Annotated in this window: 25 protein-coding genes and 1 tRNA gene; 21 read left to right on the top strand and 5 right to left on the bottom strand. The window is 43.7% G+C overall.

Annotation, left to right across the window (positions count from 1 at the left end):
• Nucleotides 1–183: 183 nt before the first annotated feature.
• Nucleotides 184–3,996, top strand: a complete 3,813-nt coding sequence (locus C2756_RS04145) for a hypothetical protein (protein WP_215320240.1) — start codon at nt 184–186, stop codon at nt 3,994–3,996.
• A gap of 42 nt (nt 3,997–4,038) precedes the next feature.
• Here the strand turns inward: C2756_RS04145 and C2756_RS04150 are convergent, their stop codons facing one another.
• On the bottom strand, nt 4,039–4,302 hold the full coding sequence (locus tag C2756_RS04150) for a hypothetical protein (RefSeq protein ID WP_215296786.1): 264 nt from the start codon (nt 4,300–4,302) through the stop codon (nt 4,039–4,041).
• Nucleotides 4,303–4,304: 2 nt separating this feature from the next.
• On the bottom strand, nt 4,305–4,544 hold the full coding sequence (locus C2756_RS04155) for a DUF1902 domain-containing protein (RefSeq protein ID WP_215296787.1): 240 nt from the start codon (nt 4,542–4,544) through the stop codon (nt 4,305–4,307).
• A 131-nt stretch (nt 4,545–4,675) separates the two neighbouring features.
• On the opposite strand from C2756_RS04155, the gene C2756_RS04160 reads away from it, so the two are divergent.
• The 5 genes from C2756_RS04160 (at nt 4,676) to C2756_RS04180 (ending at nt 10,236) form a co-directional block, all read left to right on the top strand.
• On the top strand, nt 4,676–5,785 hold the full coding sequence (locus C2756_RS04160; RefSeq protein WP_215320242.1) for a response regulator: 1,110 nt from the start codon (nt 4,676–4,678) through the stop codon (nt 5,783–5,785).
• Between the two features lie 35 nt (nt 5,786–5,820).
• Nucleotides 5,821–6,315 carry a GAF domain-containing protein gene (locus C2756_RS04165; protein WP_215320245.1) on the top strand — a complete coding sequence of 165 codons (495 nt, stop codon included), beginning with the start codon at nt 5,821–5,823 and terminating at the stop codon, nt 6,313–6,315.
• 11 nt (nt 6,316–6,326) lie between these two features.
• Nucleotides 6,327–8,207 (top strand): ATP-binding protein, encoded by a 1,881-nt coding sequence (locus C2756_RS04170; RefSeq protein ID WP_215320247.1) that lies wholly within the window; start codon nt 6,327–6,329, stop codon nt 8,205–8,207.
• Nucleotides 8,204–8,578, top strand: a complete 375-nt coding sequence (locus C2756_RS04175) for a response regulator (protein WP_215320249.1) — start codon at nt 8,204–8,206, stop codon at nt 8,576–8,578. The genes C2756_RS04170 and C2756_RS04175 overlap by 4 nt, the downstream gene beginning before the upstream one ends.
• 80 nt (nt 8,579–8,658) lie before the next feature.
• On the top strand, nt 8,659–10,236 hold the full coding sequence (locus C2756_RS04180; protein ID WP_215320252.1) for a PAS domain-containing protein: 1,578 nt from the start codon (nt 8,659–8,661) through the stop codon (nt 10,234–10,236).
• A gap of 25 nt (nt 10,237–10,261) precedes the next feature.
• Here C2756_RS04180 and C2756_RS04185 read toward each other — a convergent pair whose 3' ends face one another.
• Nucleotides 10,262–10,651 (bottom strand): surface-adhesin E family protein, encoded by a 390-nt coding sequence (locus C2756_RS04185; protein WP_215296795.1) that lies wholly within the window; start codon nt 10,649–10,651, stop codon nt 10,262–10,264.
• Nucleotides 10,652–10,896: 245 nt separating this feature from the next.
• On the opposite strand from C2756_RS04185, the gene C2756_RS04190 reads away from it, so the two are divergent.
• The 15 genes from C2756_RS04190 to C2756_RS04260 all read left to right on the top strand — a co-directional run bounded on the left by C2756_RS04190 (nt 10,897) and on the right by C2756_RS04260 (nt 22,440).
• The gene (locus C2756_RS04190) at nt 10,897–12,504 is read left to right on the top strand and encodes an EAL and HDOD domain-containing protein (RefSeq protein WP_215320255.1); all 1,608 of its coding nucleotides are present in this window, start codon (nt 10,897–10,899) and stop codon (nt 12,502–12,504) included.
• Between the two features lie 252 nt (nt 12,505–12,756).
• A complete protein-coding gene (locus C2756_RS04195; protein WP_215320257.1) occupies nt 12,757–13,287 on the top strand; it encodes a helix-turn-helix domain-containing protein in 531 nt (176 codons plus the stop codon).
• A 62-nt stretch (nt 13,288–13,349) separates the two neighbouring features.
• Nucleotides 13,350–13,742, top strand: a complete 393-nt coding sequence (locus C2756_RS04200; RefSeq protein ID WP_215320259.1) for a surface-adhesin E family protein — start codon at nt 13,350–13,352, stop codon at nt 13,740–13,742.
• 86 nt (nt 13,743–13,828) lie between these two features.
• On the top strand, nt 13,829–15,427 hold the full coding sequence (locus tag C2756_RS04205; protein ID WP_215320262.1) for a hypothetical protein: 1,599 nt from the start codon (nt 13,829–13,831) through the stop codon (nt 15,425–15,427).
• A gap of 41 nt (nt 15,428–15,468) precedes the next feature.
• A complete protein-coding gene (locus C2756_RS04210; RefSeq protein WP_215320265.1) occupies nt 15,469–16,308 on the top strand; it encodes an OmpA family protein in 840 nt (279 codons plus the stop codon).
• A complete protein-coding gene (locus C2756_RS04215; protein WP_215320268.1) occupies nt 16,305–17,201 on the top strand; it encodes an EH signature domain-containing protein in 897 nt (298 codons plus the stop codon). The genes C2756_RS04210 and C2756_RS04215 overlap by 4 nt, the downstream gene beginning before the upstream one ends.
• 122 nt (nt 17,202–17,323) lie before the next feature.
• Nucleotides 17,324–17,593 carry a hypothetical protein gene (locus C2756_RS04220; protein WP_215296808.1) on the top strand — a complete coding sequence of 90 codons (270 nt, stop codon included), beginning with the start codon at nt 17,324–17,326 and terminating at the stop codon, nt 17,591–17,593.
• 93 nt (nt 17,594–17,686) lie between these two features.
• A complete protein-coding gene (dusA, locus tag C2756_RS04225) occupies nt 17,687–18,769 on the top strand; it encodes a tRNA dihydrouridine(20/20a) synthase DusA (RefSeq protein ID WP_215320270.1) in 1,083 nt (360 codons plus the stop codon).
• Nucleotides 18,770–18,823: 54 nt separating this feature from the next.
• A tRNA-His gene (locus tag C2756_RS04230) sits at nt 18,824–18,899 on the top strand.
• A gap of 261 nt (nt 18,900–19,160) precedes the next feature.
• Nucleotides 19,161–19,262, top strand: coding sequence for a universal stress protein (locus tag C2756_RS11190; RefSeq protein ID WP_371817096.1), 102 nt, complete (start codon nt 19,161–19,163; stop codon nt 19,260–19,262).
• 91 nt (nt 19,263–19,353) lie between these two features.
• Nucleotides 19,354–19,536, top strand: coding sequence for a diguanylate cyclase domain-containing protein (locus tag C2756_RS04240; protein ID WP_215320274.1), 183 nt, complete (start codon nt 19,354–19,356; stop codon nt 19,534–19,536).
• 117 nt (nt 19,537–19,653) lie between these two features.
• Nucleotides 19,654–20,436 (top strand): SUMF1/EgtB/PvdO family nonheme iron enzyme, encoded by a 783-nt coding sequence (locus tag C2756_RS04245; RefSeq protein ID WP_215320277.1) that lies wholly within the window; start codon nt 19,654–19,656, stop codon nt 20,434–20,436.
• A gap of 3 nt (nt 20,437–20,439) precedes the next feature.
• A complete protein-coding gene (locus tag C2756_RS11175; RefSeq protein WP_215296836.1) occupies nt 20,440–21,768 on the top strand; it encodes an ATP-dependent RecD-like DNA helicase in 1,329 nt (442 codons plus the stop codon).
• A gap of 55 nt (nt 21,769–21,823) precedes the next feature.
• The gene (locus C2756_RS04255) at nt 21,824–22,114 is read left to right on the top strand and encodes an AbrB/MazE/SpoVT family DNA-binding domain-containing protein (RefSeq protein WP_215320279.1); all 291 of its coding nucleotides are present in this window, start codon (nt 21,824–21,826) and stop codon (nt 22,112–22,114) included.
• Between the two features lie 5 nt (nt 22,115–22,119).
• The gene (locus tag C2756_RS04260) at nt 22,120–22,440 is read left to right on the top strand and encodes a type II toxin-antitoxin system PemK/MazF family toxin (RefSeq protein ID WP_215320804.1); all 321 of its coding nucleotides are present in this window, start codon (nt 22,120–22,122) and stop codon (nt 22,438–22,440) included.
• Between the two features lie 7 nt (nt 22,441–22,447).
• Here C2756_RS04260 and C2756_RS04265 read toward each other — a convergent pair whose 3' ends face one another.
• Together C2756_RS04265 and C2756_RS04270 are read right to left on the bottom strand one after the other, a co-directional pair.
• Nucleotides 22,448–24,037 (bottom strand): gamma-glutamyltransferase family protein, encoded by a 1,590-nt coding sequence (locus C2756_RS04265; protein ID WP_215320282.1) that lies wholly within the window; start codon nt 24,035–24,037, stop codon nt 22,448–22,450.
• A gap of 24 nt (nt 24,038–24,061) precedes the next feature.
• Nucleotides 24,062–25,042, bottom strand: coding sequence for a tripartite tricarboxylate transporter substrate binding protein (locus C2756_RS04270; protein WP_215320284.1), 981 nt, complete (start codon nt 25,040–25,042; stop codon nt 24,062–24,064).
• Nucleotides 25,043–25,098: the final 56 nt, after the last annotated feature.

Genomic DNA, 25,098 nt, shown 5'->3' on the forward strand with positions numbered 1-25,098 from the left:
CTGAATAAGACAAGCTAATTCAGTGGGCTTTAACCAGCTGTAGGCCCTCTCAAAGCAGCATTTCTCAAAGAGTTTAGGAATTAAGGCTATTAAGTGCCTTTTTTCTAACCATTAAAAAAACAGTTATTAATTAATATGGCTTAGTTACCTAAGCCATTAATTTTATTGTGTTTTTTAGTTCGTATGAATAATTCGATCACAACCTTAGCATCAAGCCTGCAAAGTGCAGTCAATGATGTTCAGGCACGTCTTGAAGCGACGCATACGCAGATTGCTGATGGCAAGCAGCCACTATCTAAGCAACAGGCTAGTGTGGTTGCTAGATTATCTAATCAGGCCACTAGCCAAGACGCTGTTCAAGGCAATATCACTAACGCCAACAACATCATCGATATTACGCAAACAGGCTTAAGTTCAATTTCATCGATTCTGGCGCAAATGCAGAGTTTGGCTACTCAAGTATCTAATGGCTTATTTAACTCAGTTGATCAGACTAATTTGTTTACTCAATTTGCTAGCCTCAATAGACAAATTGGGCAAATTGCTGCTACGACCAGTTTGAACGGCAATAATTTACTCACTGGTAATCAGACTTTATCGGTAGTCAGCGGCACCGATGGTGTGAATAACCAAACCACTTTAATTCAGGGCATTGATATCACCCGTTTGCAAACAGCTCTAAATGCGATTACTTTTGCAGTTGCTTCTCAAAATTTAACTCCCACTACGGTAGTAGATGGCGTACCTACTGTCAGTAATCCTACAAGTGCACAACAAACCATTAGCTTTAATGGCTTAGCTAATGGCGATAGTGCAACCATTGGTGGCTTAACATTTACTGCCAATAGGGACTTAACAGCAGCACAAGTGGCAACCGTTTTTGCTCAAAAAGTAAATACCCCTGGTGGTACCTCTGCATACGGTACTTTTACAAATAGCTTCACAGGCAGCTTTACTGCATCTGATAATGGCAGTGGCACGGTGATCTTCACTGGATCTATCACTGGACCACAGTCTATCTCTGTTAGCGGCAATATTGCGAGCATAACAACTAGAATCAGCAGTAGTAATATCACTGGTAATACTCCCGGAGTAACTGATGTAGCACCCACCTCTGCTCGGCAAACTATTAGCTTTAATGGCTTAGCTAATGGTGATAGTGCAAACATCAGTGGCTTAACCTTTACCGCTAATAAAGATCTAAGTGCGACGCAAGTTGCGGCGATCTTTGCCGATAAGGTCAATAATCCCAGCGGTACCCCCCCTATGGATGGAAGTTTTACCGGTAGTTTTTCAGGAAGTTTTACTGGTGTTCATGATGGTAGCGGCACGATAGTATTTAGTGGGTCAAGTACAGGACCACAATCAATTTTAGTCGGCGGCAGTATTGCTAGTGGGACGACCCGCATCAATGTTAGTAATATCACCAGCAACACCCCTGGGGTAACTGATGTGCCATCAAGTCTCGCACAGCAAACTATCCGTTTGAATAGTATGGCTAGTGGTGATACTGTGAATGTGGGTGGCTTGATATTTACTGCCAATTCTAATTTGACGGCAGCAGAGGTAGCAACAATTGTTGCAAGCAAGATTAACTCGAATTCCTATTCCCCATCTTTTGCTTTGGGTGCTTTTGATGTAAGTAGCTCTTTTTTGGGCGGTTTTGATGCTCCTGTTATTACCAATGGCACTATAACCTTGCGCGGTCTGGCTGCTGGACCAAGGGGTCAAGTGCCGGTTAGTTCAAGTGTATCTGCCAGATCACCATTGGGCACATCGAATGAGACGGTTATATCGTCCGGAGAGTTTTCAACAGCAAATATCACCGTTTCTTTTTTGCCTCTAGCGGCTGGTAATACGGCTACTGTTGGCGGTCTAAGCTTTACGGCAAACACAAACTTAACTCCAGCAGAGATTGCAACTGTTTTTGCAGAGCAATTTTCTTCACCAGGAAGCCTCCCCTCTATTGGTAGTTTTACGGGTAGTTTTCAGGGTGGATTTAACATTAGCAATAACGGTAGCGGTATTCTGACTTTTCAGGGTGATTCTGCTGGAATAAGAACTCTAGGAATTAGTGGACGAACTGCTAATGCGACTATTCAACTCTCAGATGTGTCTGTATCAGATTGGGGAAGTGGTTCAAGTTCGGGCTCAAATGCAATTCAGAGAATCACGCTGCATGATATATCCGCAGGACAGACTGCAACGATCGGGGGTCTTACATTTACTGCAAATACTAACGTTAGTGCAGCAGATCTTGCTAGTAGATTTTGGTTAAAGATGAACAATACGGATACAGGTACTGGTGGCAGTTTCAATGGTACAAATTTTACTGCACCATTTAACTCTCCTTACAACTCATCAGCCCTCAACTCAGGATTGCTCTACGTTACCGCTAACAGCACTGGACCGCAAAGTCTAATATCAGTTTCTGGCAGTACTTTAACTTCATCTGACGTAACAACTACATCGGATGGTATTGCAGGTGGACCAGGATCTCCATCTCGACAAAAAATTCAATTTCATGACATGTTCCCCGGGGAGAGTGTTAGGGTTGATAACCTAACATTTATTGCTAATACATTTCTCAATGCTACTACCGTAGCGACTAATTTCTCTGAAAGAATGAGCAGTAATTCTAGTTCGCCTACAGGAGGATATTTCAGTGGTACATATGGAGCCTCTTTTGTACCGGGATCCATATCTAATGGCGCCTTATCCATCACTGGTTCCTATAATGGTTATCAGGGCTCTATTTATGTTACGGGCAGTACAGGCTCAATTACGAGCACTAGCGCCTATTTATCTTCTTCAAATGTCACTACGCAAGCTGCTGGTTCTAACGGCACACCAGGAGTTCTTGCTCTGCAGACGATTAGTCTGAATGCACTCAATAAAGGTGACACAGCAATCATTAGTGGCCTAACACTAACTGCCAATGAAGATCTAACACCTGATCAAGTTGCTAGCTTTTTTGCAGACAAGATCACATCTAACGCCAATAATCCATCATCAAGCTTAGGTAGTTTTAATGGCACCACCTTTACTGGGGGAGCATTCAACGCCTCCAGCCTAGGACGAGTTCTAACTCTTACAGGTCAAAACTTCGGACCGATGGGCACGGTGAGCGTGGATGGTAGTGTGACTGCTAGAGTTGCCTTATCTTCTTCAAATGTCACTACGCAAGCTGCTGGTTCTAACGGCACACCAGGAGTTCTTGCTCTGCAGACGATTAGTCTGAATGCACTCAATAAAGGTGACACAGCAATCATTAGTGGCCTAACACTAGGACGAGTTCTAACTCTTACAGGTCAAAACTTCGGACCGATGGGCACGGTGAGCGTGGATGGTAGTGTGACTGCTAGAGTTGCCTTATCTTCTTCAAATGTCACTACGCAAGCTGCTGGTTCTAATGGTGTATTAGGTGTTCGTGCCGTTCAGACGGTCACCTTGTATGATCTCAATGCGGGTGATAGTGCAACAATTGGTGGTCTGACGCTGACTGCTAATACAAACTTAACGCCCTCTGAAGTCGCTTCATTATTTGCTAGCAAAATTACTGCGGGTAGAGAGCCAGGCTCAAATCTTGGAGCCTTCAGTGGCACATTCGTAGGTGGTTTTACTGGAGTGAGTACCGGAAGTACTTTGACCTTAACGGGAACCTCCTATGGACCAATGGCAACCGTGACTGCCAGTCAGATGGTTTCTGGGCAAGCTAATGCACCCAAAGCAATCGCTTTGATCAATCAATTTATTTCACAAATCTCTTCTACCCAAGCATCTTTGTCGGCTGCTAGTACAGATCTCAATAGCGCACTAGATAAGAGTACTAAATTGGTCACCAGTTCACAGAAAACAGTGGATGATATTCAGAATATTGATTTGACTGCCTTGCAAGCTAGTTTGCAGGCTTTAAGCACGCAACAAAGTCTAGATTTTCAGGTGATCTCGCAGATGAATAACGCGGCATCCTCCTTGCTAGCGATTTTTAGATAATTTGCATCCAAAATTTTTGATGCACAAGAACTATTGATTTAGTTACTCAGTCTTATCTTCAACATCTTCATCTTGATGGGCCTCAAATTGTTCGGGCAGGCCAGCAATCTTCAAAACCGCATTAGCAGTATGGTGCGAGAGTATTTTGCTATCTAAGGGGAAGTAGACACTGGTTACTGGTGAAAACCAAATATCGTGATTCCCTCTGTGAGCTGGCGCATGATAGTGGCAGCCAGCCTCTTTGAGTATTGCAACTAAATCTGTAGAAAAAGAGTTTCCCCGATAGGATCCGATGACTTTAGCCATGATTACGCCTCAGTTGGAATGTAAGCCGTAGCACATTTACGGGCCAGCACTTCATACACAATTTCAGCTTGATCCGTCAGTTTATTTAAGAGCATTAATTCTGGAAGCATGGAAGAGAGCTTATTAAAAAGGACTTCAATTGAATCAGCTTCGGTTGCTAATCCCACCACATCATCGGAGGTGGCCGACCAAATGCTGGCATCGCTGTCCCATTCTGCGCGGATGGTAAATACTTTTTGCATGTGATCTCCAGTAACTTGCATAGGGCAGCCTCAAAACGGCATCAAGGCAATGTAAAGATAATATAATAGATTGGCGCAGAAAATGAGCCCTCACACCATCTAAAATACCTATATAAATCAGTCACTAAGCTATGAAACCTACCAATATTCTAATTGTTGATGATACCGCTGAAAATATTGATTTACTAAAGGCTGTATTGGAGAGTCGTGACTATGCCGTCAAAACAGCCTCTAGTGGTGCAGAGGCTATCAAGTTAATAGAAGAATCCATTCCCGACCTCGTGGTACTCGATGTCATGATGCCAGAGATGTCCGGATATGAAGTGTGCCAAGCTATTCGTAACAAACCACAAACTGCATTGTTGCCAGTGGTGATGCTGACAGCGCTTGATCCCACAACAGAGAAAGTCAAAGGTTTGGAGGCAGGTGCCGATGACTTTTTAAGTAAGCCCATCAATCAAGCAGAATTATTAGCCCGTGTAGATTCATTGTTACGGATCGCTGGCTTACAAAGAGAGATCGCCGATAAAAATAGAGAACTGCTGCAACTGAATCAAGATTTAGAAGAAAAGGTTGCACAACAAGTTCAAGAAATTGAAAGCCTCAATAAGCTGAAGCGATCTTTACCTACTGATGTCGCTACCAAAATAGTGTCTGACAAGCAAGAGGGTCTGCTGCAGCCCCATCGCAAAGAAATTACTATTGCCTTTTTTGAGTTGCGTGGCTTTGGTAACTTAGTAATGGATAGAGAGCCAGAGGAAGTGATGATTATTTTGAGTGAGTTTCATCAGATCCTAGGTAAGCTCATTAGTCAATTTAATGGCACCGTACAGCGTTTTTCCTGCGATGAAATCGTCATCTTTTTCAACGATCCCATTCCAGTTGATAACGCTCCGATGCAGGCTATCAATCTCGCTAAACGCTTTCAAACCGCTTTTGCTAACCTCAAAGTACGATGGGGCCAAAAGGGCTATAACCCAGCCTTATCGCTAGGAGTTGGTGTTGCTACTGGTTTTGCAACTTTGGGTATGATGGGTTTTGAGGGTCGTGAAGACTATACCGCGATTGGGGCTGTCACTGAAATCGTTTCTCGCTTGTGTCGCGAAGCCAAGGCTGGTGAAATCCTCTTGGATATGCGCACTCAGTCCCGCTTAAATGCAGATTCTGGTGCTAAACCCCGTGGATCTATTATGTTTAAAGACATTGATAAGTCTATTGAAGCATTCAAAATTTCTCAGTAGCCATCTTTTGCAATTTATCTCATTAGGAGTAATTGGTGCAGACACCTGAAAATCCAAAAAATGAGTCAGAAAGACTGGCTGGATTGCGTCAGCTTGAAATTTTGGATACTGAACCTGAAGAGCGTTTTGACCGAGTTACTAAATTAGCGCGCTCAGTATTTAATGTGCCTATCGCACTGGTTTCATTGGTTGATAAAGATCGGCAGTGGTTTAAGTCTAGCTGTGGCTTGGATGCCTCAGAAACTCCGCGGGATATTTCCTTTTGTGGTCATGCAATTTTAGGTGAGGGTATTTTTCTCATTCCTAACGCACTAGAGGATAGTCGTTTTAAAGATAATCCATTGGTTGTTGGCAAGCCATTTATTCGTTTCTACGCTGGTATCCCGCTTTATCTTCCTGGTGGTCTTGCTGCTGGCACGCTTTGCATCATTGATACTGAGCCGAGAACCTTTTCCGAAAAAGAGCAAGAGCATCTCAAAGATCTTGCGCTGGTAGTAGAGCAAGAACTCATAGCCCATTTTGGCAACTAGTGCGCTAGAGCTTGAGAATATTTCCCCTGATTGCAGCCGCCCAATTGAAAAATAATCGTTCAGTCATTATTGCCTCTGGCGTTGCGTTAGGCCTATTGGTTATTGCAATAGCGATTGCTGCTAGTTTTTATCTGAAGTTCAATGCTGAATCTGATTGGAAGCAGCAGACCGATAATATCTCTCTCACCTTGTCTGAGCATGCTGCGCAAACGTTTATTTCTGCAGAAGTCGCTCTCAATAGTATTTACAGTGCCTTACCGCAAAGTAGCTTTTCCAATGAAGCAACATTTAAGCAATATGCTGCACAGAAATCGGTTCATTTACTGCTTTCTGAAAAGATTGGCTCCAATCCCCTAATTGATGTAGCGTCTATTGCGCTCGATGATGGTCGTTTAGTGAACTTCTCGAGATCTTATCCGCCCCCTCCGATTAATTTATCTGAGCGTGATTATTTTCAGGAGCAAAGAGATAACCCAGCAGGTAAAATTTACTTCAGTCTACCTGTCAAAAATAAAGGCACTGGTAAGTGGGTGTTTTATCTTGCTAAAAGATTGCAAACCCCTAGCGGTGATTTTTTAGGCACCTTGCAGGTTGGCGTGTCAGCCGAAAACTTTTCTGAATTTTACAAAAAGGTGATTAGCAATCTAGGCGATGGCGCTTCTGTTTCATTGTATCGGGATGATTTTTCCTTAATGACGGCATACCCTTTCAAGGATGATTTAATCGGTAAAAAGATTTTGACTGGTAGTACTTATAAACTGCTGTCGGATCCAAAAATTGATCATGTAGTTGCAGAAGTAAATTCCCCAAGAGCCATTCAGGACAATCTTTCAGATACACGCATCGTAGCTCCAAGACGAGTGGCTAATTTCCCCTTCATCGTTACTCCAGTAGTTGCTGACAATATTTTTCTGAAGACTTGGCTGAGAGCACTTTCTGCAATTTGGTTCATTGCTATTCTTAATTTAGTCTTGCTATTCATTTTCATCAAAATGATTCTGAATCGCAATGAGCAAATTCATAATGAGTTACTACAAATTAGTAAGGCTGAAAGTGCCTTGAGGGAGTCCAATGAAATTATTGAGAAGCAGAATCGCGATTTAGATCACAAAGTACGTGAGCGTACTCAAGAGCTCGAGGATAAACAAATTCGCTTACAAGAAAGCAATCTTTTATTAGATAGTGCCAATCGGCATAAGTCTGAATTCTTAGCCAATATGTCGCATGAACTCCGAACACCTCTGAATTCTATTATTGGTTTCTCAGAACTTCTGAAAGAAAAGATTTTTGGTGAACTCAATACTAAGCAGTCAGAATATGTAAAGAATATTTTTAATTCCGGCAAACATCTGCTCGATTTAATTAACGATATTCTCGACTTATCTAAAATTGAATCCGGTGAAGTAGAAGTGTTTCGAGAGATCTTCTCGCTCAATAAAACGATTCAATCTTGCGTGGCTATAGTCTCAGAGCGAGTAAAGAAGAACAAGTTAAAGCTAAATGTCTTCATTAGCGAGGGTGAAAATCTTGTTTATGCAGATGAGCGCAAGATGAAGCAAATCTTGCTCAACTTGCTGACCAATGCTGTCAAATTTACGCCTGAGGGTGGCGACATTACAGTACGAGCTGAATCTACTGATGCCGGCATCAAGATTGTTGTCAAAGACTCAGGTATTGGTATTGATCCTAAGGACCAGAAAAAGATCTTCGAAGAATTTAAGCAGGTTGAAAATGACTACACCAGAAAGATGGAAGGTACTGGTCTTGGCTTAGCGATCGTGAAGCGTCTCATTCATCTCCAAAATGGTTGGCTCAAGCTGGACTCTGTATTAGGAGAAGGTGCAAGCTTTACCTTCTTCATCCCCAAGGTAGAGTCGGGAGTTTCTGAATGAAGCATGTATTGATTGTGGATGATAGCCCTCTCAATTTAACCTTGGCCAAAGATATTTTGCAGTCCTCTGGATATGAGACTAGTGAAATTGAGTGTGGCGAGGACCTGCAAGCACAGCTTGAAAAGCAGCGCCCAGATTTGGTGTTGATGGATATCCAACTACCAGGTATGAGTGGTTTTGATTGTTTGAAATGGATGCGTGCTGATGCTCGTTATGCCGCTATCCCGATTGTTGCTTTTACAGCTTCAGTGATGCAAGATGACAAGCAGGCAATCATCGATTCTGGTTTTAATGGCCTGATTGAAAAACCTATCGGATTTAAAGAGTTTCTCAATACTATTTCATCTACGCTGCAAAATTCGCTTGCTTAAGTTATACATTTCATTCGTCAGAATTTCTGCTCTAGAATCAAGTATTGCCAAAGCGGTGGGTAAATCTATAATTCGACCTTATGACTAGCTCCAATCATTCCCCCGATATTAGCAATCAAGCGGCGAAGTTACTCGAGGATCCCTCTTTCTCCATTGTTGATCGCGAGGAATTTGTCAGGTTGGCTGGCGTCGTGATTGCGAATACGAATGATATTGTCGTAATTACGGATATTCCCACTGACGATCAAGAGCCGCGCATTGTGTATGTGAATGAAGCTTTTGTGCGCGAAACGGGTTACGCGCCACACGAAGTGTTAGGAAAAAATCCTCGCATGCTTCAAGGGCCAAGATCTGACCCTGAGACCAAGAACAAAATTTTTAAAGCTCTGGGTGAGTGGAAGCATATTCGTGAAGAAATCTTAAATTACAGAAAAAATGGTGAGGAATTTTGGCAAGAGCTCAATATCTTCCCCATTGCCAATGAATCTGGTTGGTTTACCCATTGGGTTTCTATTCAGCGTGATATCACCGAGCGTAAAGTTTCTGAAAAAATTATTTTTGAAACCAAGAATCGCTTAGAGCTAGCTGCTCGTGCGGGTGGTGTCGGTATTTGGGATTACGACTTCTTTAATAATCGCTTGGTTTGGGACGGGCAAATGCTCAAGCTCTACGGCATTACTCGGGATCAGTTTACGGGTACCTATGCTGACTGGGCTGAGAGGCTTCACCGGGACGATAGGGAGAGTGCAGAGTCGGCAATTACCAAAGCTCTCGAAGGGGCTAGTGAATTTAATACTCAATTTAGAACGATTTGGCCAGACGGTAGCATCCACTTTATTCGTGGTTTAGCACTTGTAGAAAGAGATGCTGACAATAAACCCCTGCGGATGGTCGGCACTAATTGGGAAATTACTGAGCTAGTGCAGGCAAAGACCGATGCTGAGTCTGCACTCAATATCAAAACCCAGTTTTTAATGAATATGTCTCATGAGATTCGCACTCCTATGACGGGGATTATTGGCTTATCTGCTTTGGCCTTGTATGAGCCCTTAAGCCCGGTAGTTCGAGAGTATTTGCAAGGCATTGAATCTTCAGCCAAGTTACTACTTGAGATTGTGAACGATATTCTGGATTTCTCTAAATTAGAAGCTGATAAGGCGCATATTAATACTGCGCCATTCACCATTGAAGACCTCTTTACTAGGGTGCGTGCTTTATTTTTAGAAAGTGCCAAGGCTAAGGGCTTACAATTGAATCTTATTTGCAACTTAGAACCTAAAACACAATTGATTGGTGATTTTTTTAATCTCAGTCTTGTAGTTAATAATCTTGTTGGTAACGCAATCAAGTTTACTGAGCAAGGTTCAGTAGATCTATCGATTCAGACGCTTAAGCTGGAGAATTCCACATTAACCTTGCGCTTTACCGTCAAAGATAGCGGGATTGGTATTTCACAAGAGGCTCAACAAAAAGTACTCGAGCCATTTGCTCAAGCCGATGGTTCAATCTCTCGGCGCTTTGGAGGTACGGGCTTGGGCTTGACGATTGGCAATCGTATTTTGGAGCTGATGGGTAGTAAGCTCAATATCCACAGTATTGAAGGGCAGGGATCAAGCTTTAGTTTTGACTTGGTATTGGTCCAAGAGCGTCGTAAATAAAGAATGTCTAAACAAACTTGCTAGCTTATTTAGGTCTGCACAAATAAGTAAACGCTTTGAAATTTAATACATTGGGTGGAATGCTGATCCAATTTTCTGGTTTGTTAGATGAAAAGATGCGATCACCTTCCCCATTCTTTTCGGTATAGGCATATTTTTCTAGAAAACGGGCTTTATTTTCTGTGCAGTCATATTCGTAAAGCGCTACCCCAGAATAAAAATCTCTATCGCCTTCAAAGATTTGTTGTGGTTTCTTAAGGTCGTATAAAACCCAAGCTTGAATGGAGTAGGGGTTGCGTTTAATCGTGCTGGTATCAATCTTGATCACGGCGGTATCGTTGCTACCCAGTTCTAACCAATTAGCCATAGCTACAGAACTAAAACAACACAGCATGATGATGACTAATTTTTTCATTGAGGCGCTTTCATTCAATTGAAGAAATTGGATACTTCAAAATATTCTATTCTGTATTTTATGATCAATGTAGTCCTCATCTTTGATTTGGGTCCAAGCTATTCCCTGGAAGAGGGCATCAAGCCAATCTGGATATGACCTCAAAGAGGAAAAGGGTTCGGATTTAGTGCAGATAAACGGCTAAATTATGAGCCAATTGTGGTAAAAATGAGGTTAATGCTTTACTCGTTTTTATTACTTTAGTTATGGCACTCTTCAAGAAAAAAGCGCAATCTGAACCGATTCAGGCTCCTAAAGGGCCGGAGAAAATTGCGCCTGAAAATCCTTATCTTGGACGCGAACCTATTATCAGCAGGGAACAAGCGATTATTGGGTATGAGCTTTTCTTTCGACCAGGTACCACACTCAAGGCTAAACGGCTGAATGATCGCAATGAGGTATTGGCACAAATTGCTAAACGCTTAGCTGAGGACCCTAAAACCGAAGTAAGTTACCCAGAAGATGTGACTGACGCCAACCTAAGGGATGACGATGGCAAAGAGGTGACCCAAGTCACTCTCCCTGAAATCTTCTATTCCCTCAAGACCAAGGGTGTCACCCAATCTTTAGGTCAGCACTTAGGTTTTATTGATATTCGCGTCGATCAACTAGGTGATGAACTCAGAGGTTTTCCGGCGATTAAGTTTCCGCTGCAAATTCATCTTGCAGAGATCTTAGAGGCAATCAAGACAGAAGCAAGTCAGGCTGCAGAAGCTGTAGAAGATCCTGAGGTCAAGAAAGATCTTGATGATTCTGGCGAGCCCCCCGTTCCTGAAGTTTTACAAAAGCTCGAGAGACTGAGAAGCGCTGGCTATAAATTTGTATTAACGGGACTGACCGAAGTCTTTGATGGCCTTGATGACATATTGCCCAAATTTCGTTATATCAAATTGGATCTACAAAAAGTCGCTAAGCCATCCAGTCTGATTGATTACTGCAAAGGCATTCCACTGCCGCGCGATGAAAAGTCCAAGGGCGCTACTAATGTATTACAAATTATTGCAGTGAACGTTCATGAGCCAGAAGAATTTCATCAGGCGCGTGATGTAGGCTGTGATGCATTTGAAGGTTTTTACTTTGTTAAGCCCGATCCTGAACTTTCTTTGCATCGAGGTGAGGAGTATCGCAAGTTATTACAGCTCTTGACCTTGTTACTTTCTTCTCCAGAGTTAAAAGACTTGGTGACTGCAATTGAGGCTAACCCAGTTGTTTCTAAGCATCTGATGGTAATTGCTGAGATTGACTCGCGTCGCAAGCGCGATAAGCCTGAGAATGTCCGAGATGCTGCTGTGATCTCTGGGGTCAAGCGGATTACTCGCTGGACGCAGCTTTTGCTTTATGCAGATGCTAAGGCCAAGGTAGCTTTGGATGCTACGCCTTTGTTGCAACTGGTTTGTGTGCGAGCTTTCTTCATGGAATCTCTGTCAACCAAGTTGGGTGCAGGTGGCGGTTTAGGCTCTAGCGACTTAGCCTTCTTGGTAGGCGGCTTATCCTTAATTGATAATCTGTTTGATGAGTCAGCACGTGAGTTGCTATCGCACTTCAATCTTCCCGGTGTGGTCGTAGACGCCATTGTTGATCGGTCAGGCATTTTGGGTCAGTTGCTCTCTCTAGCTGAAGCGGCAGAAGTCGGTGATCTGGAAAAGTGTCGCCACCTTTGCGCCGATGAGTTAAAGACGGTGACCTTGGATGATGTTGCCCAAGATTCATTATTGGCAATTAAGAACTTCGTCTCCCAAACCCAGTTTGCACCTGAAGAGGATGTTTGGGAAAACGCCAATTCGGTGCCTGAGGAATCAAGCCAAGAGCTATGAGGCCGTTGAACGCCCGATCACTCATGCTGAACCTAAAAATTGTCATCCAATTGAAATACTTGCATTGTGACAATTAGTGTATACACTATCCTAAGTTCATGATTGTTATGGGCAATGTGCAGCAGGATCCGGTTTTCCATATCCACTATTGATGGTCATGATTGCTAAAAATATGTTTCGACATCAGTTGATTTAGCGATGGCGTTGTTGGGCAAGCAATCGATGATTTGCTAACCCTTTAAGGAGATTTTGTTGTCCGACAAGCAGAAAAATCCATTGCCCAAAATCCTGGGAGAGCGTTTTAAGGATGCTAGAGAAACTCTAGGCTTGTCGGTCGAGGAGTTAGCAAAAAAAGCCATTCTGTCGAATAGTCAAATTCGGCAAATTGAAGGTAAAGAGCAGGGCGCATTTTATTCACCGCTCATCAAGTATTCGAGCGCTCAAAAGGTTGCCAAAATTCTGGGGCTACCTGAAGATCAAGCATTTGATGCAAGCCAAGCAGTGCTAGAAGATGAACAAACACTCCAAGAGCAAAAAGAGCTTAAAGAGATTGAAGCTATGTTGGCTCAAAAAATGATCAATGAGCTTAAATTTGAAAAACCTAGCTTGATTCAAAAGATCATTGGCAAGCAAACCTCTGCGCAATTGCCAATCCAAGGCATTGAGGTGCCCAAAACTACTCCATCTAAATCATTTATTAAGCTCGCCGTCTTTATAGTATTGTTGATTGCAGCGCTGGGATTTGGATATTGGTTTCTCAACCCCTACTTAAATATCTCTTAAGCAAAAACTCATGCTAGGTATCTTCAATACATTAGGGAGTCATTTCTGCGAAGGGTTGGCACGTGATTAAACGATTTTTGTTGCTTGTATTGATGATGTTTGCTGGCCTGGCCTACGCTGATTGGACTAAGGTGACCGCCAATCAAGATATTTCTGTTTATATAGATGCTCAGGCTATACAAAGGAATAAAGGCCTAGTCAAGGTCAAAGTATTAGTCAATGAAGCTAAGGAATTAGTTGTCGATAAAGACAAGTATTCCTACCAATCTTTTAGAACTTACATTGAGTACAACTGCAAAAAAGACCTCCAAAGAGCGCTTTCGACTAAATGGTTTTCTGAGCCAATGGGGGAGGGCAATATGATTTATCAAGATAAGCACCCTTATCCCTTTGCGCCTGTAGCTGAAGGCACCCTTGGCCTAGTTGTAATGAAGCGTGTTTGTAAGGGAAGTTGATGCGTAATCCCTTGCCAGTTGAACTCCAGACTGCTCTGATATTTAATCCATTAACATCTTCTGATTCTTTTTATTTCTGCTAAAACATGCAAACACCAGTCAATCTATACCTCCCCATTGGCATTGCAATTGGAATTCTTCTCATCGCTGCCTTTTTGTATTGGTCTTGGTCAAAGGTTATTTCTCAATCTAGCGCTGAAATTAAAGATCTTGCTGGTGGGCTTAATGGCAAGGATGCCACCGGCGGGGATATTTTCACAACAGCTATTGGGTCGACAAGCAATACGCGCATCATTGATTTACTCCAAGAGAGCCAAAGAAATCTCATTACGATTCGGGGGGATTTGGGGCCTAAGCAATACTGCCTGAAACCCTACTCAGATATTTGGACGGCCAGAAACATCCTAGCGGGAAAAATTAATCTCTCGCTCTATGAAACCATGCCTAATATTTTGATTGGTGTGGGCTTGATGTTTACCTTCATATTCCTGGCATTAGCATTAAATGATGCAGGTCAGGCAATGACAGGCAATCAAGAATCTCGTGACGCAGCGCTCAAGGGCTTGATTGCTACGGCAGGTGGTAAGTTTATTACCTCGATTGCCGGCTTGCTGTCTTCCTTAGTCTGGAACTGGGCTGCCAAGCTCACGCTGGAAAAGTTAGAAGCGTCCATTGATGATTTGCAAACTCAGCTTAGAACAATCGTTCCTGATAATGCCCCGCAAGCAGTCATTCAAGCACAGCTAGGCATGTTCCATGAAATGCTGCAGCAAAACCGTGAACAAGTAAATCAATTAAAACGTTTTGAAACAGATTTTGCACTCTCGATCTCTAAAGCAATCGGCAATGCACTCGAGCCTTTATTTAACGATCTCAGTGTCAAGCTGATTGACGCATTTGATAACTTAACGGAGCGGATTAGTCGCATTAATGAAGAAGCTCTGAAAAATATTATGGAGAAATTCTTAGAGGCGATTAAGGGTGACTCTGCAAAAGAGATGGAGCAGTTCAGAAAAACCCTGGTTGAAGTGACTGAAAAACTCAATACTGCTGGGGTAGGCGCTGGAGTCTCGCTTGCTCAGGCTGGTGATTCTTTTGGAAGCGCCATTAATGCCCTCGAAAAAACGGTTACCAAGACCAATGAAACCATGCTTGGCTTAGAGTCTGGTTTGCAAAGAGCAAAAGAGTTCACCAGTGAAGGGGCTACCAAATTAGAGTTTGTCTTGGGTGGATTAATCGGTTCGGTAAACGGTATTGATAAAGTCATTGTAAATGTTGACTCTTTTGTGAAAAAAATTCAGTCGAGCACAGAGTCTCTTGGTTTAATAGCCCGCAGTTTAGATGGCACAGTGGCCTCGCAAGAAGTCATTAGTAAAGAGTTTGGGGTGGGTATTCCTGCGATGTCGAGCGCCTTAAAAGATGCTGTTAATGAAATTAAACTAGGCACTGACGCTTCTCGTGCAGCGCTCAGTTCTTTGCGCACCGAGTTTGAGGCGACTAAGAGTTCGATTGATCAAACCGTCAATCATTTAACTAGCGGAGTATCAGATTATTCCAATAAGGTAGTGCAGCTGCACTTTAAGTTAGATGAAAAATTAGCCCAAGCTATTACATCGATCCACACCACCATTACGACCTTAGAGCAAACGATGGACGATTTTGTTGAATCTTTGCCCAAAACCTAATCAAATCCAAAATAAAGTCAAAGTAAAGTTAGAGTATCGCAATGATCTTTTTGCCATCTAGTCATAATAAGCAAGCTGAACGGGTTGAAGAGGCGGGTTATCTCGCCTCTGCGAGTGATTTGATGATCGGTCTATTGTTTGTGTTCATCATCATGGTAGTGATGCTCTCTCAAAGAGTAGATTCCATTCAAAGAGGTGAGAGTGTGAATGATCCGCTGGCTAGTGCTGTGCTGATCATTGGGCAAAAGTTTAAAGAAGCAGGTTTGAATGTGGTGATTGACCCGCAATCAGGCGTTATTGGTCTACCAGCAGATGCCTTGTTTGGATTTAATAGTGCTGTCCTGAATGACAATTCAACTCAAACCTTAAAAAAGGCTAGAGAGTCCCTCATTAAGATTCTGCCTTGCTATGTTCACTCTGAAAGAGCGGCTAGACCACTAGACTGCCCACCCAATGATGAGCAAGCCGAAATTGAAACTATATTCATTGAAGGGCACACTGACTCTAAGCCACTTCAACAAGGCAATTACACTAACTGGCACTTAGGCCTAGATCGTGCGCGGGCGGTATACGAAGTTCTTACTGAAGGTAAGCCTCAGTCCTATCAAAATGAACGCAAGTTAGATGTCTTTGGTATTAGTTCTTATGCCGATAAGCGGGTAGTCAAAAGCTTTGGTTTAGAAGATGCAGAAAAAAGCCGGCGCGTAGAGTTGCGCTTTATCTTGGCGTTCAAACCCGATTCTAAAAAAGGCAAAGCGGCGAGAGATGCTTTGGATGCTGCTAGCAGTCCATCGACTCCCCTAACTCAAACAGCGCCCATCATGCCTGCAGCTACTGTTGCTCCAAGCTCTAACAGTAAGCCCATTGCTTTGCCAAAATGAACTTAGCAGCATTACCAGAAGATTTTCCTCTGCTAGCTAGTGCTGCACAAAGTATTGCTTCACAAAAAATATCAATCGAAAGAATTGGTCTGCCACCGGATATTTTTGCAGTGGGTGAACGCACTTTTATTCGTTTTTCCTTGGCGCAGCTCTCAGGCCATCAAGTCGATCAACGCTATTGGCGTTATTTTCCCTATGCGATTTGGCTGGAGCCAGAGCGCAGCTTATCCACCCGAGCCGATTATTTAAACGAGTACTTTGAGATGCATCTTCCTCGTTCTCTGAAGATTGCCAAAAGAGCGATGAAATGGGCTGAGCCCCTGTTCTATGTTTATCTCTATCACTTTAAGCTAAATGATCCCGTGTTTGAAAAGCTGGCTCAAACAGCGCAGCGTTTTTTTACCAGCGGCGCCATTAAATCTGGCTCTCCACTGAAATCCTTAGCGCATGAGTTAAATTGTTTTAATACTGCTGATGGTCCTCGTTTGGTAGCTGAGTCGATCCTTAAAACAAAACGCGGATTAATGGGGTGGATCAATCAATTTGATCTCTGGCCCGGATTTACAACCACCCCCTTTGCTAAAAGTGCCATCATTGAATTGCTGAAATTTCCTAAAGAAAAAAGACGGCAAACGGACTATATCCATCTAGCATTTGATTGGGGCATTGATGTACAAAATCAATTTCGCTATCCTGAAGTGAAAGCACTCTTTACTGATGCCTTGCTATTAGCTTGGAAGGGAGTTAAGCCGCCAGAGGATTTGAAGATAGCGATGAGTGCAAAACTGACCAGTGTGATTAGTGACCCCAGGGTTGATCAAGAAGCCTGGCTTGGTACCAGTAACGAGGCAGTGCAGGTACTCGTGGGCTGGCTGAATACGAAAACAAACTAAAAATCTTCAGTAAGTAGTCAAAATTGAATCATGATAATGATTTAAATCAAACGCTGACATGATTTCTCCGCATACTAGAGGTATGCTGAGCTAGTTACTTTTTATCAATTGTGGAGAGCGTTATGACAAAAGCATCAAAATCGGAATCAAAATCAGAGTTAGGCCCTGATGGCCTGCCAGGTCACGATTATTTCCTAGATGCCGTCAATCATATTGATGAAGCAGTAGCCAACCAGTCGATTGCAATTGGTGCGGCAAAGGGCATTGTCTTTAGTCTAGTGGAAACATTGGGTGCCATGGTTGGAGACCCTGATTTACCAGCTCACCTCAAGTCTGGTTACATGGGAGCTCTTGATTTGGCCGTTGAGTTAGAGGCAAAACTTTCTAAATAAGTTGTAACTAATCTGCAAGGATTTTAGAGTTAGGGCAGCTTCGGCTGCCCTGATACATTTAAAATCGAGAATATAGCCATTTAATTAAAGTTAATGATCAACATTCCAAAACGCCTAGCAGTTGCTCCCATGATGGAGTGGACTGATCGTCACTGCCGATCTTTTCATCGGACGCTCACTCAAGAGGCAGTTTTATATACCGAAATGGTCACAACAGGAGCGCTGATGCATGGCGATGTGCCACGTCACTTGGATTATTCACAGGATCAACATCCAGTGGTACTTCAGTTAGGTGGCTCAGAGCCTAATGATTTAGCAAGGTCAGCTGAGTTGGCACAGCAGTGGGGCTATGATGAGATTGATCTCAATTGCGGTTGTCCCTCAGAGCGAGTGCAACGCGGAGCCTTTGGTGCTTGCTTGATGGCTGAGCCTAATTTAGTGGCTGAGTGCGTTAAAGCAATGAAGAACGCGGTGGATATTCCGATCTCAGTGAAGCATCGCTTGGGTTTGGATTCGATGGATGCAGCAAGTTCACAAAAAGATTACCAATTTGCCTCAGATTTTATATTGGCAGTAGCTGACGCAGGTGCGAGTCAAGTCACCATTCATGCACGTAATGCGGTACTCAAGGGACTTTCACCCAAAGAGAATCGCAGCAAACCACCACTACATTATGAAGTGGCTGCCAAACTCAGATTGGATGCTCAAAAACAATTTCCTGATCTTAAAGTCTTGCTGAATGGCGGTCTAGAAACCAATGAACAGATTGCCGGACATTGGGATGACTTTGATGGCTTCATGGTGGGTAGGGCGGCGTATCACTTCCCGGCAATGTTGTTGGGTTGGGATGATCTGATAAATACGAATGGAGATGCCGCTGGTTATCTCTTTAGTGAAACTGAATGGCATAGAATTCAGATTGCACTGGTAAGGCAAGTGCAGTCATGGTTTGAGGAATGCCAAGCAAAACAAAAACCGTTTTATATAGGCGCATTCACAAGACATATTTTAGGTTTAGCTCACGGCAGAGCATGGTCGCGCTACTGGCGTCAACGCCTCTCGGATCATCATGCTTTAGCTAAAGTGCAGAGCAAAGCAGCCATTGCAGATTTCTTTCTAGATGCCAGCTTATGCCTTGGCGATTGGGCTGCTTTTGACTTAGAAACCGCAGATTAAGGCTGTTTTAGTGGGATTTCCCCTAAAAAGGATATAATTTCTTCTTCTACAACGGCGGACGTAGCTCAGTTGGTAGAGTCCCAGATTGTGATTCTGGTTGTCGCGGGTTCGAGCCCCGTCGTTCGCCCCAAAAAATTCCCTGAGAGCCTCCATGAGGTGTTTTATTCAAAAGGGTGACCTAATCAGTATTGGCTAGTCTTTCATTTTCTGGCATCAAATAGTTGATTCGCTCATATGCAAGTCGTTGCTATCAACGGATCATTTGATTTTTAAATTTTGAATGCATCCACGATTTTTTGGCTACCGTCTAAAAAAACTGAGCGTTGACGAACAGGCGCTAAATCTATTTTTAATTTGGATGCGGTACGGGCATCGATCAGAAATGATTATTATGGGCGCCAAAGGCCGTTCCAGCGTTAGTGATATCGTCCTTGGTTCTGTTTCTCAAAGAGTCTCTGTTTTAGCCAAGCAAGCAGTGCTACTGGTCAAATAAATGCGTGCTAAAAAATACTGGTGTTGTCATTGAGCGTGTAATGGGTCTTCATCGGTATTAACCTTCATTAAATTACCCTAACTAGTGCGTTTTGGAAGGCTTAACTACTTCCTACAACTTAAATGGTTATTTCGCAAAGGTTTCGGCGAGCATTGGGGTCGCTATTTATCTGGTAGATAATGTCAGCTCTGCCTATGAATTAATTGCCCATGCAGATGAGGCGATGTGTAAGGCTAAAGAATTGGGTAAAAATCGCTCTTATTTTTATTGCTAAACATTGAGCTAACGCGTTGGAATACCGGCGCACAAGCTATTTTCTTTGATGATCACTTGATGTGCTAACGAGATTCTTTCATTAGAATAGTTTCTTTGCCCTAGCTCACATTCCTATATGAAAAAATTTGATATTTACCAAATCCTTTTTGGATTATTGCTCACAATCATTGCTCTGTATTTCATGCTGCGTCCCTCTAGTGGTCAAAGTACTCCTGCATCCTCTATTCCTACTGTGCAAATTGGCAATCTCATTTGGGATCAAACCGAGATGAATATCGCTGATGTCAAAGGCTTTGCTGCTACCGGATTTGTGAGTGCTGCCGAGAGTAAAGGTGGGGGTCTTACTTATGAAGGTGGCTTTGTGCAAAAGCCAGGATGGACTTGGAAGACGCCCTATGGTGTTCCTGCAGGGGATTCTGAGCCTGCAGTGCATCTCAATCAAAAAGAAGCAGAGTCAATTTGTCGTTACTACGGCAAACGTTTGCCAACAGAGGCTGAGTGGATTTCAGCGGCATTCCTAGAGCAAAGAGTGAATCCGCCAGCTGGATATACTAAAGGACAGCGTTACCCATTTCCAGGTGGCAGTACACCAGCAGTTTCTCATTGCTTAAGTGGCTGTGGTGACTACAAGGGTTTAGCTCCTGCTGGGGCTCTGAATCGCGGTACAGGGCATGTCAACACTAAAACGACTAAACCCGGTGTGAATGGCCTGTATGACATGGGTGGTAATGTTTGGGAATGGACTGCTACTGAGCGTAACGGTGGATACATCACCCGCGGTGCTTCATGGTGGTATGGCCCAGAAAGACAGCAAGAGTCTGATATCGAATCTAAACCAGGTGATATTGCCGTGGTGTATATCGGATTTCGGTGTGTAGCCGATGCCGTGAAACAATAGGGGATGACTAGTCCTGTAGTAGATTCATCCGAAATTGAAGTTACCCCCGATTACGAGGCGGTAATAGAGGCCATTGAGCGTCATGATCCTTATATCTTTGTCAGCGGTAAGGCCGGCACTGGTAAGACAACTCTGATTGGTTACCTCCGAGAAACGATTTCTGGCAACGTTGTCGTGGTGGCGCCAACAGGCGTTGCAGCACTCCAGGTAAAAGGAGTGACGATCCATTCCTTCTTTCGTTTACCACCCCGTTTAATTTTTCCGGAAGAAGATATCAAGCCATTGCGCGATAAGCGTCTTTATAAAGATATCCGCTTACTCATTATTGATGAGATTTCAATGGTACGCGCCGATGTGGTCGATGCGATGGACTTGTTCTTACGTGAGAACGGTCCGCAAAAAGGCAAACCTTTTGGGGGTATTCAGGTGATGTTTGTCGGGGACTTATTTCAACTACCACCAGTCGTATCGAGCGGTGATATGCAAGTCCTGGCTGATCGTGGCTACGAGGGGCCGTATTTCTTTTGCGCAATGGCTCTGCATCGTAAAGAAGTCACCATGGTGGAATTGTCGAAGATCTTTCGTCAAAAAGATGAGCACTTTGCCAGCCTTTTAAATCGCATCCGCATTAATCAAGATGTCGATGAAGCTATTGATACGCTCAATGCCCAGTGTTATCGAGCAAATCAAGCAGTAGATGAAGAAACGATCACACTGACCACCACCAATGCAAGAGCAGATCAAATCAATGGAGCAGGATTGCGTGCCATTGATTCAGATATTAAGGTGTATGCCGGTAAAACGACCGGCAAGTTTAATGTTGATGAGCGTAACTTACCTTCAGCAAATAACCTAGCGCTAAAGGTAGGCGCTAAGGTGATGTTCACTGCAACTGACCCAGGTTTTCCGAAGCGTTGGGTGAATGGCACGATTGGGGTTGTTAGAGAATTGCTTGCCGATAAAGTCAAGGTGATGGTTAAAAACGGTCCATATTCCAATACGGTTGAAGTTACTGGTCATCAATGGGAATCGTATCGCTACGATCATGACATGATGTCTGGCAAGATATCTCCCAGCATTATTGGTACCTATGTGCAGATTCCCTTAATGCTCGCTTGGGCAGTCACTATTCATAAAAGCCAGGGTAAGACGCTTGATAAGGTGAAGGTGGACTTATCTTCTGGCGCCTTTGCATCAGGGCAGGTCTACGTAGCACTCAGTCGCTGTAAAACGATTGAAGGGATTTCTCTGCAAAGACCGATTGAGCCCAGAGACGTCAGCTGCGATCAAGAGATCAAACGGTTTTATATGAACTGCTTGCCTTCTAAATAGGGGTATTCGCTCTTATTTGACCTCTTTCGGTTTATGTAATAACATTGTTATTACTATGAATAAAAGCTATAAATCTAATGTTGCAACCAGAGTATCACTACAGGTGGCTATTAGGGCTATTGGCAACTCTAAAGGCGTGGTCATTCCAAAGATTATTCTTGAGCAATCTGGAATACAGGATCTCGTTGAGATGTCGGTCGATGGAGAAAAAATCATTCTAAGCAAGCCAAAAAATACCGTGAGAGAAAATTGGTCTCAGGATGCGCAAAGTCTTGCAAAATCTGGTGAGGATAAATTAGTGCTTGGAAATTTTTCTAATGATGAAGATGGGGATTGGGTTTGGTAAGAAGTATTGTTTCTCGTGGAGAAATTTGGCTTATCAATTTAGACCCAACAATTGGGAGTGAAATTAAAAAAACACGCCCATGTATCGTGGTGTCACCCCAAGACTTAAATGACCATTTGCGAACAGTCATTATTGCTCCCATGACAAGCAAGGGCAGGGCGGCAGGATTTCGAGTGCCTATTACGCATGATGGCAAGAAGGGTCTTATTCTTTTGGATCAAATTAGAGCTGTGGATAAAGCACGCTTAGTCAAAAAGGTGGGGAAGGCTAATCCCAAAACCTTAACTACTAGTCTTGGCGTACTGCAAGAGGCTTTTGCGATTTAGCGAGAACTTAAAACCCAGCTGCCAATCCATCTCGGCGGTGGTCGCTACCAGCGATATAGACAGAGTCAGTCTCTTCACTTAACTTCGCAATTGCTTGAGCGCTGCCAAAGTCCAAGCTATTAGCGGGCTGTATAGCAACTTCATGACCCATTGCGATTAGTCCATCTACTATGCTTTGAGGCATGGATGCTTCAACAGTGAGTTTTCCTAAGTCATCTATACGCCATCGTGGAGCATCAGAACAAGCTTGGGGATTGAGGTATTCATCGACAAAGCGCATGACAAATTGAATATGACCTTGTGGTTGCATATTGCCACCCATCACCCCAAATGCCATGCTAGGTTTACCAGCCTTGGTGAGGAATGCAGGCAAGATCGTATGGAAAGGGCGCTTACCAGGTGCCACTTGATTGGGGTGACCAGCAACCAAGCTAAAGCTCATACCGCGATTATGAAAGGCAATACCACCAGGAGCAACAACACCAGAACCAAAGCCTTTAAAGTTCGACTGAATATAAGAAATCATCATGCCCGATTCATCAGCAGCGCAAAGATAGACTGTACCTCCACAGTGCGGGTCACCAGCACCATAACTACCAGCTTTAGTGTGATCAATCATGGCGGCACGGCTTGCGAGGTAATCTCTATCTAATAGGCTAGATACCGGCACCTCCATTGAGCGTGCATCTGATACATAGGCATAAGCATCGGCAAATGCCAGGCGCATAGCTTCAATCTGTAGATGAATGCGCTGTGCTGAATTGGCGGGATATTGTTTGACATTGGCAGCTTGCAAAATTCCTAAAGCCATTTGTGCGGCAATGCCAGAACCATTTGGGGGAATTTCTAAGAGCGCGTAGTCACCATAATCAAAGGCGAGGGGCTCAACCCATTCTGGCCGGTTATCAGCAAAGTCTTGCATGGAAAAGCATCCGCCGGTTGCCTTAGCAAAATCGACCATGCTTTGGGCGAGAGGACCTTTATAAAAAGATTCACCTTCGGTAGCGGCAATGTCTTTTAAGGTTTTTGCTTGAGCGGGGTATTTCCAAATTTGTCCTGCTGCAGGTGCTTTACCATCGATTAAAAATGATTCACTAAATCCCGGTTGATTTTTCAGAATCGGAATGGCTTCGCGCCATTGACGCGCGATTACTGGAGAAACCGGAAAACCATTTTCTGCGTAATTAATGGCGCGCTTAAATAATTGTGCAAAGGGGAGCTTGCCAAATTTTCTGGAGAGTTCAATCCAGCCGGCGACCATGCCTGGCACTGTGACGGTATTCCAACCAATGAGATCCATCGCATTCTTACCTGCAAAATATTCTGGAGTCCATGCTGCAGGAGCACGACCTGAAGCATTGAGGCCATGAATTTTCGTACCATCCCACAAAATTGCGAAGCTGTCACCACCAAGACCGTTCATAGTAGGCTCAACAACGGTTAGCGTAATGGCAGTTGCTAGAGCGGCATCAACGGCGTTGCCGCCATTTTGCAGCGCCTCAATACCTGCTTGAGTGGCTAAGGGCTGAGAACTCGCAACGGTATTTCTGGCGAGAACAGGGGCGCGGCCGCCACCAAAAGGAGGAGAAATAAGCATGGATTTAGTAGTCAGAATAAAAGGTCAATCAACTTTGATATTGGCTGACTTTACTACTTTCCCCCACTTGTTCGCTTCGTTGGCGGTAATTTCAGCGAGTTTTTCTGAGTTAGCAAACTCTGGATGAATACCTTGTGCCGCCATACGCGCCTTAAAGTCAGGGTTAGTCAGAATCTTGCGAATCTCTCTTTCTAACTTGGCAACAATGGCTGGGGACGTTCCTTTCGGAACATAAACAGCATAGAAATTTTCCACGTCAAATTTCTTCATACCGTCTTGCCCTAGTGTTGGGACATTGGGCATCAATGGTGAACGCTCTGCAGCAGCAATGGCAATGGGGCGCAGTTTGCCACTCTGAATATGGGGCAAAGAAGCCGTGACACTGTCAAACATCATGAGTGTGTTACCAGCAATCAAGTCGGGCAGAGCAAAGCTGCTGCCTTTATATGGAATATGGGTACCCGTAGCACCAATGCGTTGCATAAACAAAGTGGACTCTAAATGGGAAAGGCTTCCATTACCTTGCGAGGCGTAATTGAAGTCACCCTTCTTAGATTTAATGTAGGCAATTAACTCAGGCAGATTTTTTGCAGGAACACTTGGATTGATCACAATTAAGTGAGGCACCGTTCCAATCAAAGCTACTGGTACAAAATCCTTTTGTAAATCAGCGGGCGGGTTTTTAAATAGCGCCGAAGAAATCGATTGGTTGGTGAGAGCGCTAATATGAATCGTGTAGCCATCTGGCACTGCTTTCGAGGCGGCTTGTAAGCCAATCATGCCACCAGCACCAGGTTTGTTTTCTACTACGATAGATTGGCCAAGCGCTTCAGCTAAGGGGGCGGTTACGCTGCGTGCAAAGATGTCTGTAGAGCCGCCAGCTGGAAAAGCGAGGATAGCGACGATCGGTTTTTTAGGCCAATCGGTCTCTGGAGCCGCGAAAGCAGAGCTGAGAAAGCTAAGCAGGGTACAACTGATCAACAGAAGGGATTTAAAGATAGTCATTTCATGGTCCGCAAGGAGTCTATGGTGTTAATGGGTAATATAGTATGGGATATTCA

It is taken from the genome of Polynucleobacter sp. UB-Siik-W21 (assembly GCF_018687415.1).
Classification (GTDB): domain Bacteria; phylum Pseudomonadota; class Gammaproteobacteria; order Burkholderiales; family Burkholderiaceae; genus Polynucleobacter.

Bases quoted from the DNA above. Each gene is read 5' to 3' on its own strand.
- C2756_RS04265 (WP_215320282.1), bottom strand. From the start codon at position 24,037: ATGCTTATTTCTCCTCCTTTTGGTGGCGGCCGCGCCCCTGTTCTCGCC.
- C2756_RS04160 (WP_215320242.1), top strand. From the start codon at position 4,676: ATGAAACCTACCAATATTCTAATTGTTGATGATACCGCTGAAAATATT.
- C2756_RS04175 (WP_215320249.1), top strand. From the start codon at position 8,204: ATGAAGCATGTATTGATTGTGGATGATAGCCCTCTCAATTTAACCTTG.
- C2756_RS04185 (WP_215296795.1), bottom strand. From the start codon at position 10,651: ATGAAAAAATTAGTCATCATCATGCTGTGTTGTTTTAGTTCTGTAGCT.
- dusA (WP_215320270.1), top strand. From the start codon at position 17,687: ATGATCAACATTCCAAAACGCCTAGCAGTTGCTCCCATGATGGAGTGG.
- C2756_RS04210 (WP_215320265.1), top strand. From the start codon at position 15,469: ATGATCTTTTTGCCATCTAGTCATAATAAGCAAGCTGAACGGGTTGAA.
- C2756_RS04270 (WP_215320284.1), bottom strand. From the start codon at position 25,042: ATGACTATCTTTAAATCCCTTCTGTTGATCAGTTGTACCCTGCTTAGC.
- C2756_RS04245 (WP_215320277.1), top strand. From the start codon at position 19,654: ATGAAAAAATTTGATATTTACCAAATCCTTTTTGGATTATTGCTCACA.
- C2756_RS04180 (WP_215320252.1), top strand. From the start codon at position 8,659: ATGACTAGCTCCAATCATTCCCCCGATATTAGCAATCAAGCGGCGAAG.
- C2756_RS11175 (WP_215296836.1), top strand. From the start codon at position 20,440: ATGACTAGTCCTGTAGTAGATTCATCCGAAATTGAAGTTACCCCCGAT.
- C2756_RS04150 (WP_215296786.1), bottom strand. From the start codon at position 4,302: ATGGCTAAAGTCATCGGATCCTATCGGGGAAACTCTTTTTCTACAGAT.
- C2756_RS11190 (WP_371817096.1), top strand. From the start codon at position 19,161: ATGGGCGCCAAAGGCCGTTCCAGCGTTAGTGATATCGTCCTTGGTTCT.
- C2756_RS04215 (WP_215320268.1), top strand. From the start codon at position 16,305: ATGAACTTAGCAGCATTACCAGAAGATTTTCCTCTGCTAGCTAGTGCT.
- C2756_RS04190 (WP_215320255.1), top strand. From the start codon at position 10,897: ATGGCACTCTTCAAGAAAAAAGCGCAATCTGAACCGATTCAGGCTCCT.
- C2756_RS04145 (WP_215320240.1), top strand. From the start codon at position 184: ATGAATAATTCGATCACAACCTTAGCATCAAGCCTGCAAAGTGCAGTC.
- C2756_RS04205 (WP_215320262.1), top strand. From the start codon at position 13,829: ATGCAAACACCAGTCAATCTATACCTCCCCATTGGCATTGCAATTGGA.
- C2756_RS04155 (WP_215296787.1), bottom strand. From the start codon at position 4,544: ATGCAAAAAGTATTTACCATCCGCGCAGAATGGGACAGCGATGCCAGC.
- C2756_RS04255 (WP_215320279.1), top strand. From the start codon at position 21,824: ATGAATAAAAGCTATAAATCTAATGTTGCAACCAGAGTATCACTACAG.
- C2756_RS04220 (WP_215296808.1), top strand. From the start codon at position 17,324: ATGACAAAAGCATCAAAATCGGAATCAAAATCAGAGTTAGGCCCTGAT.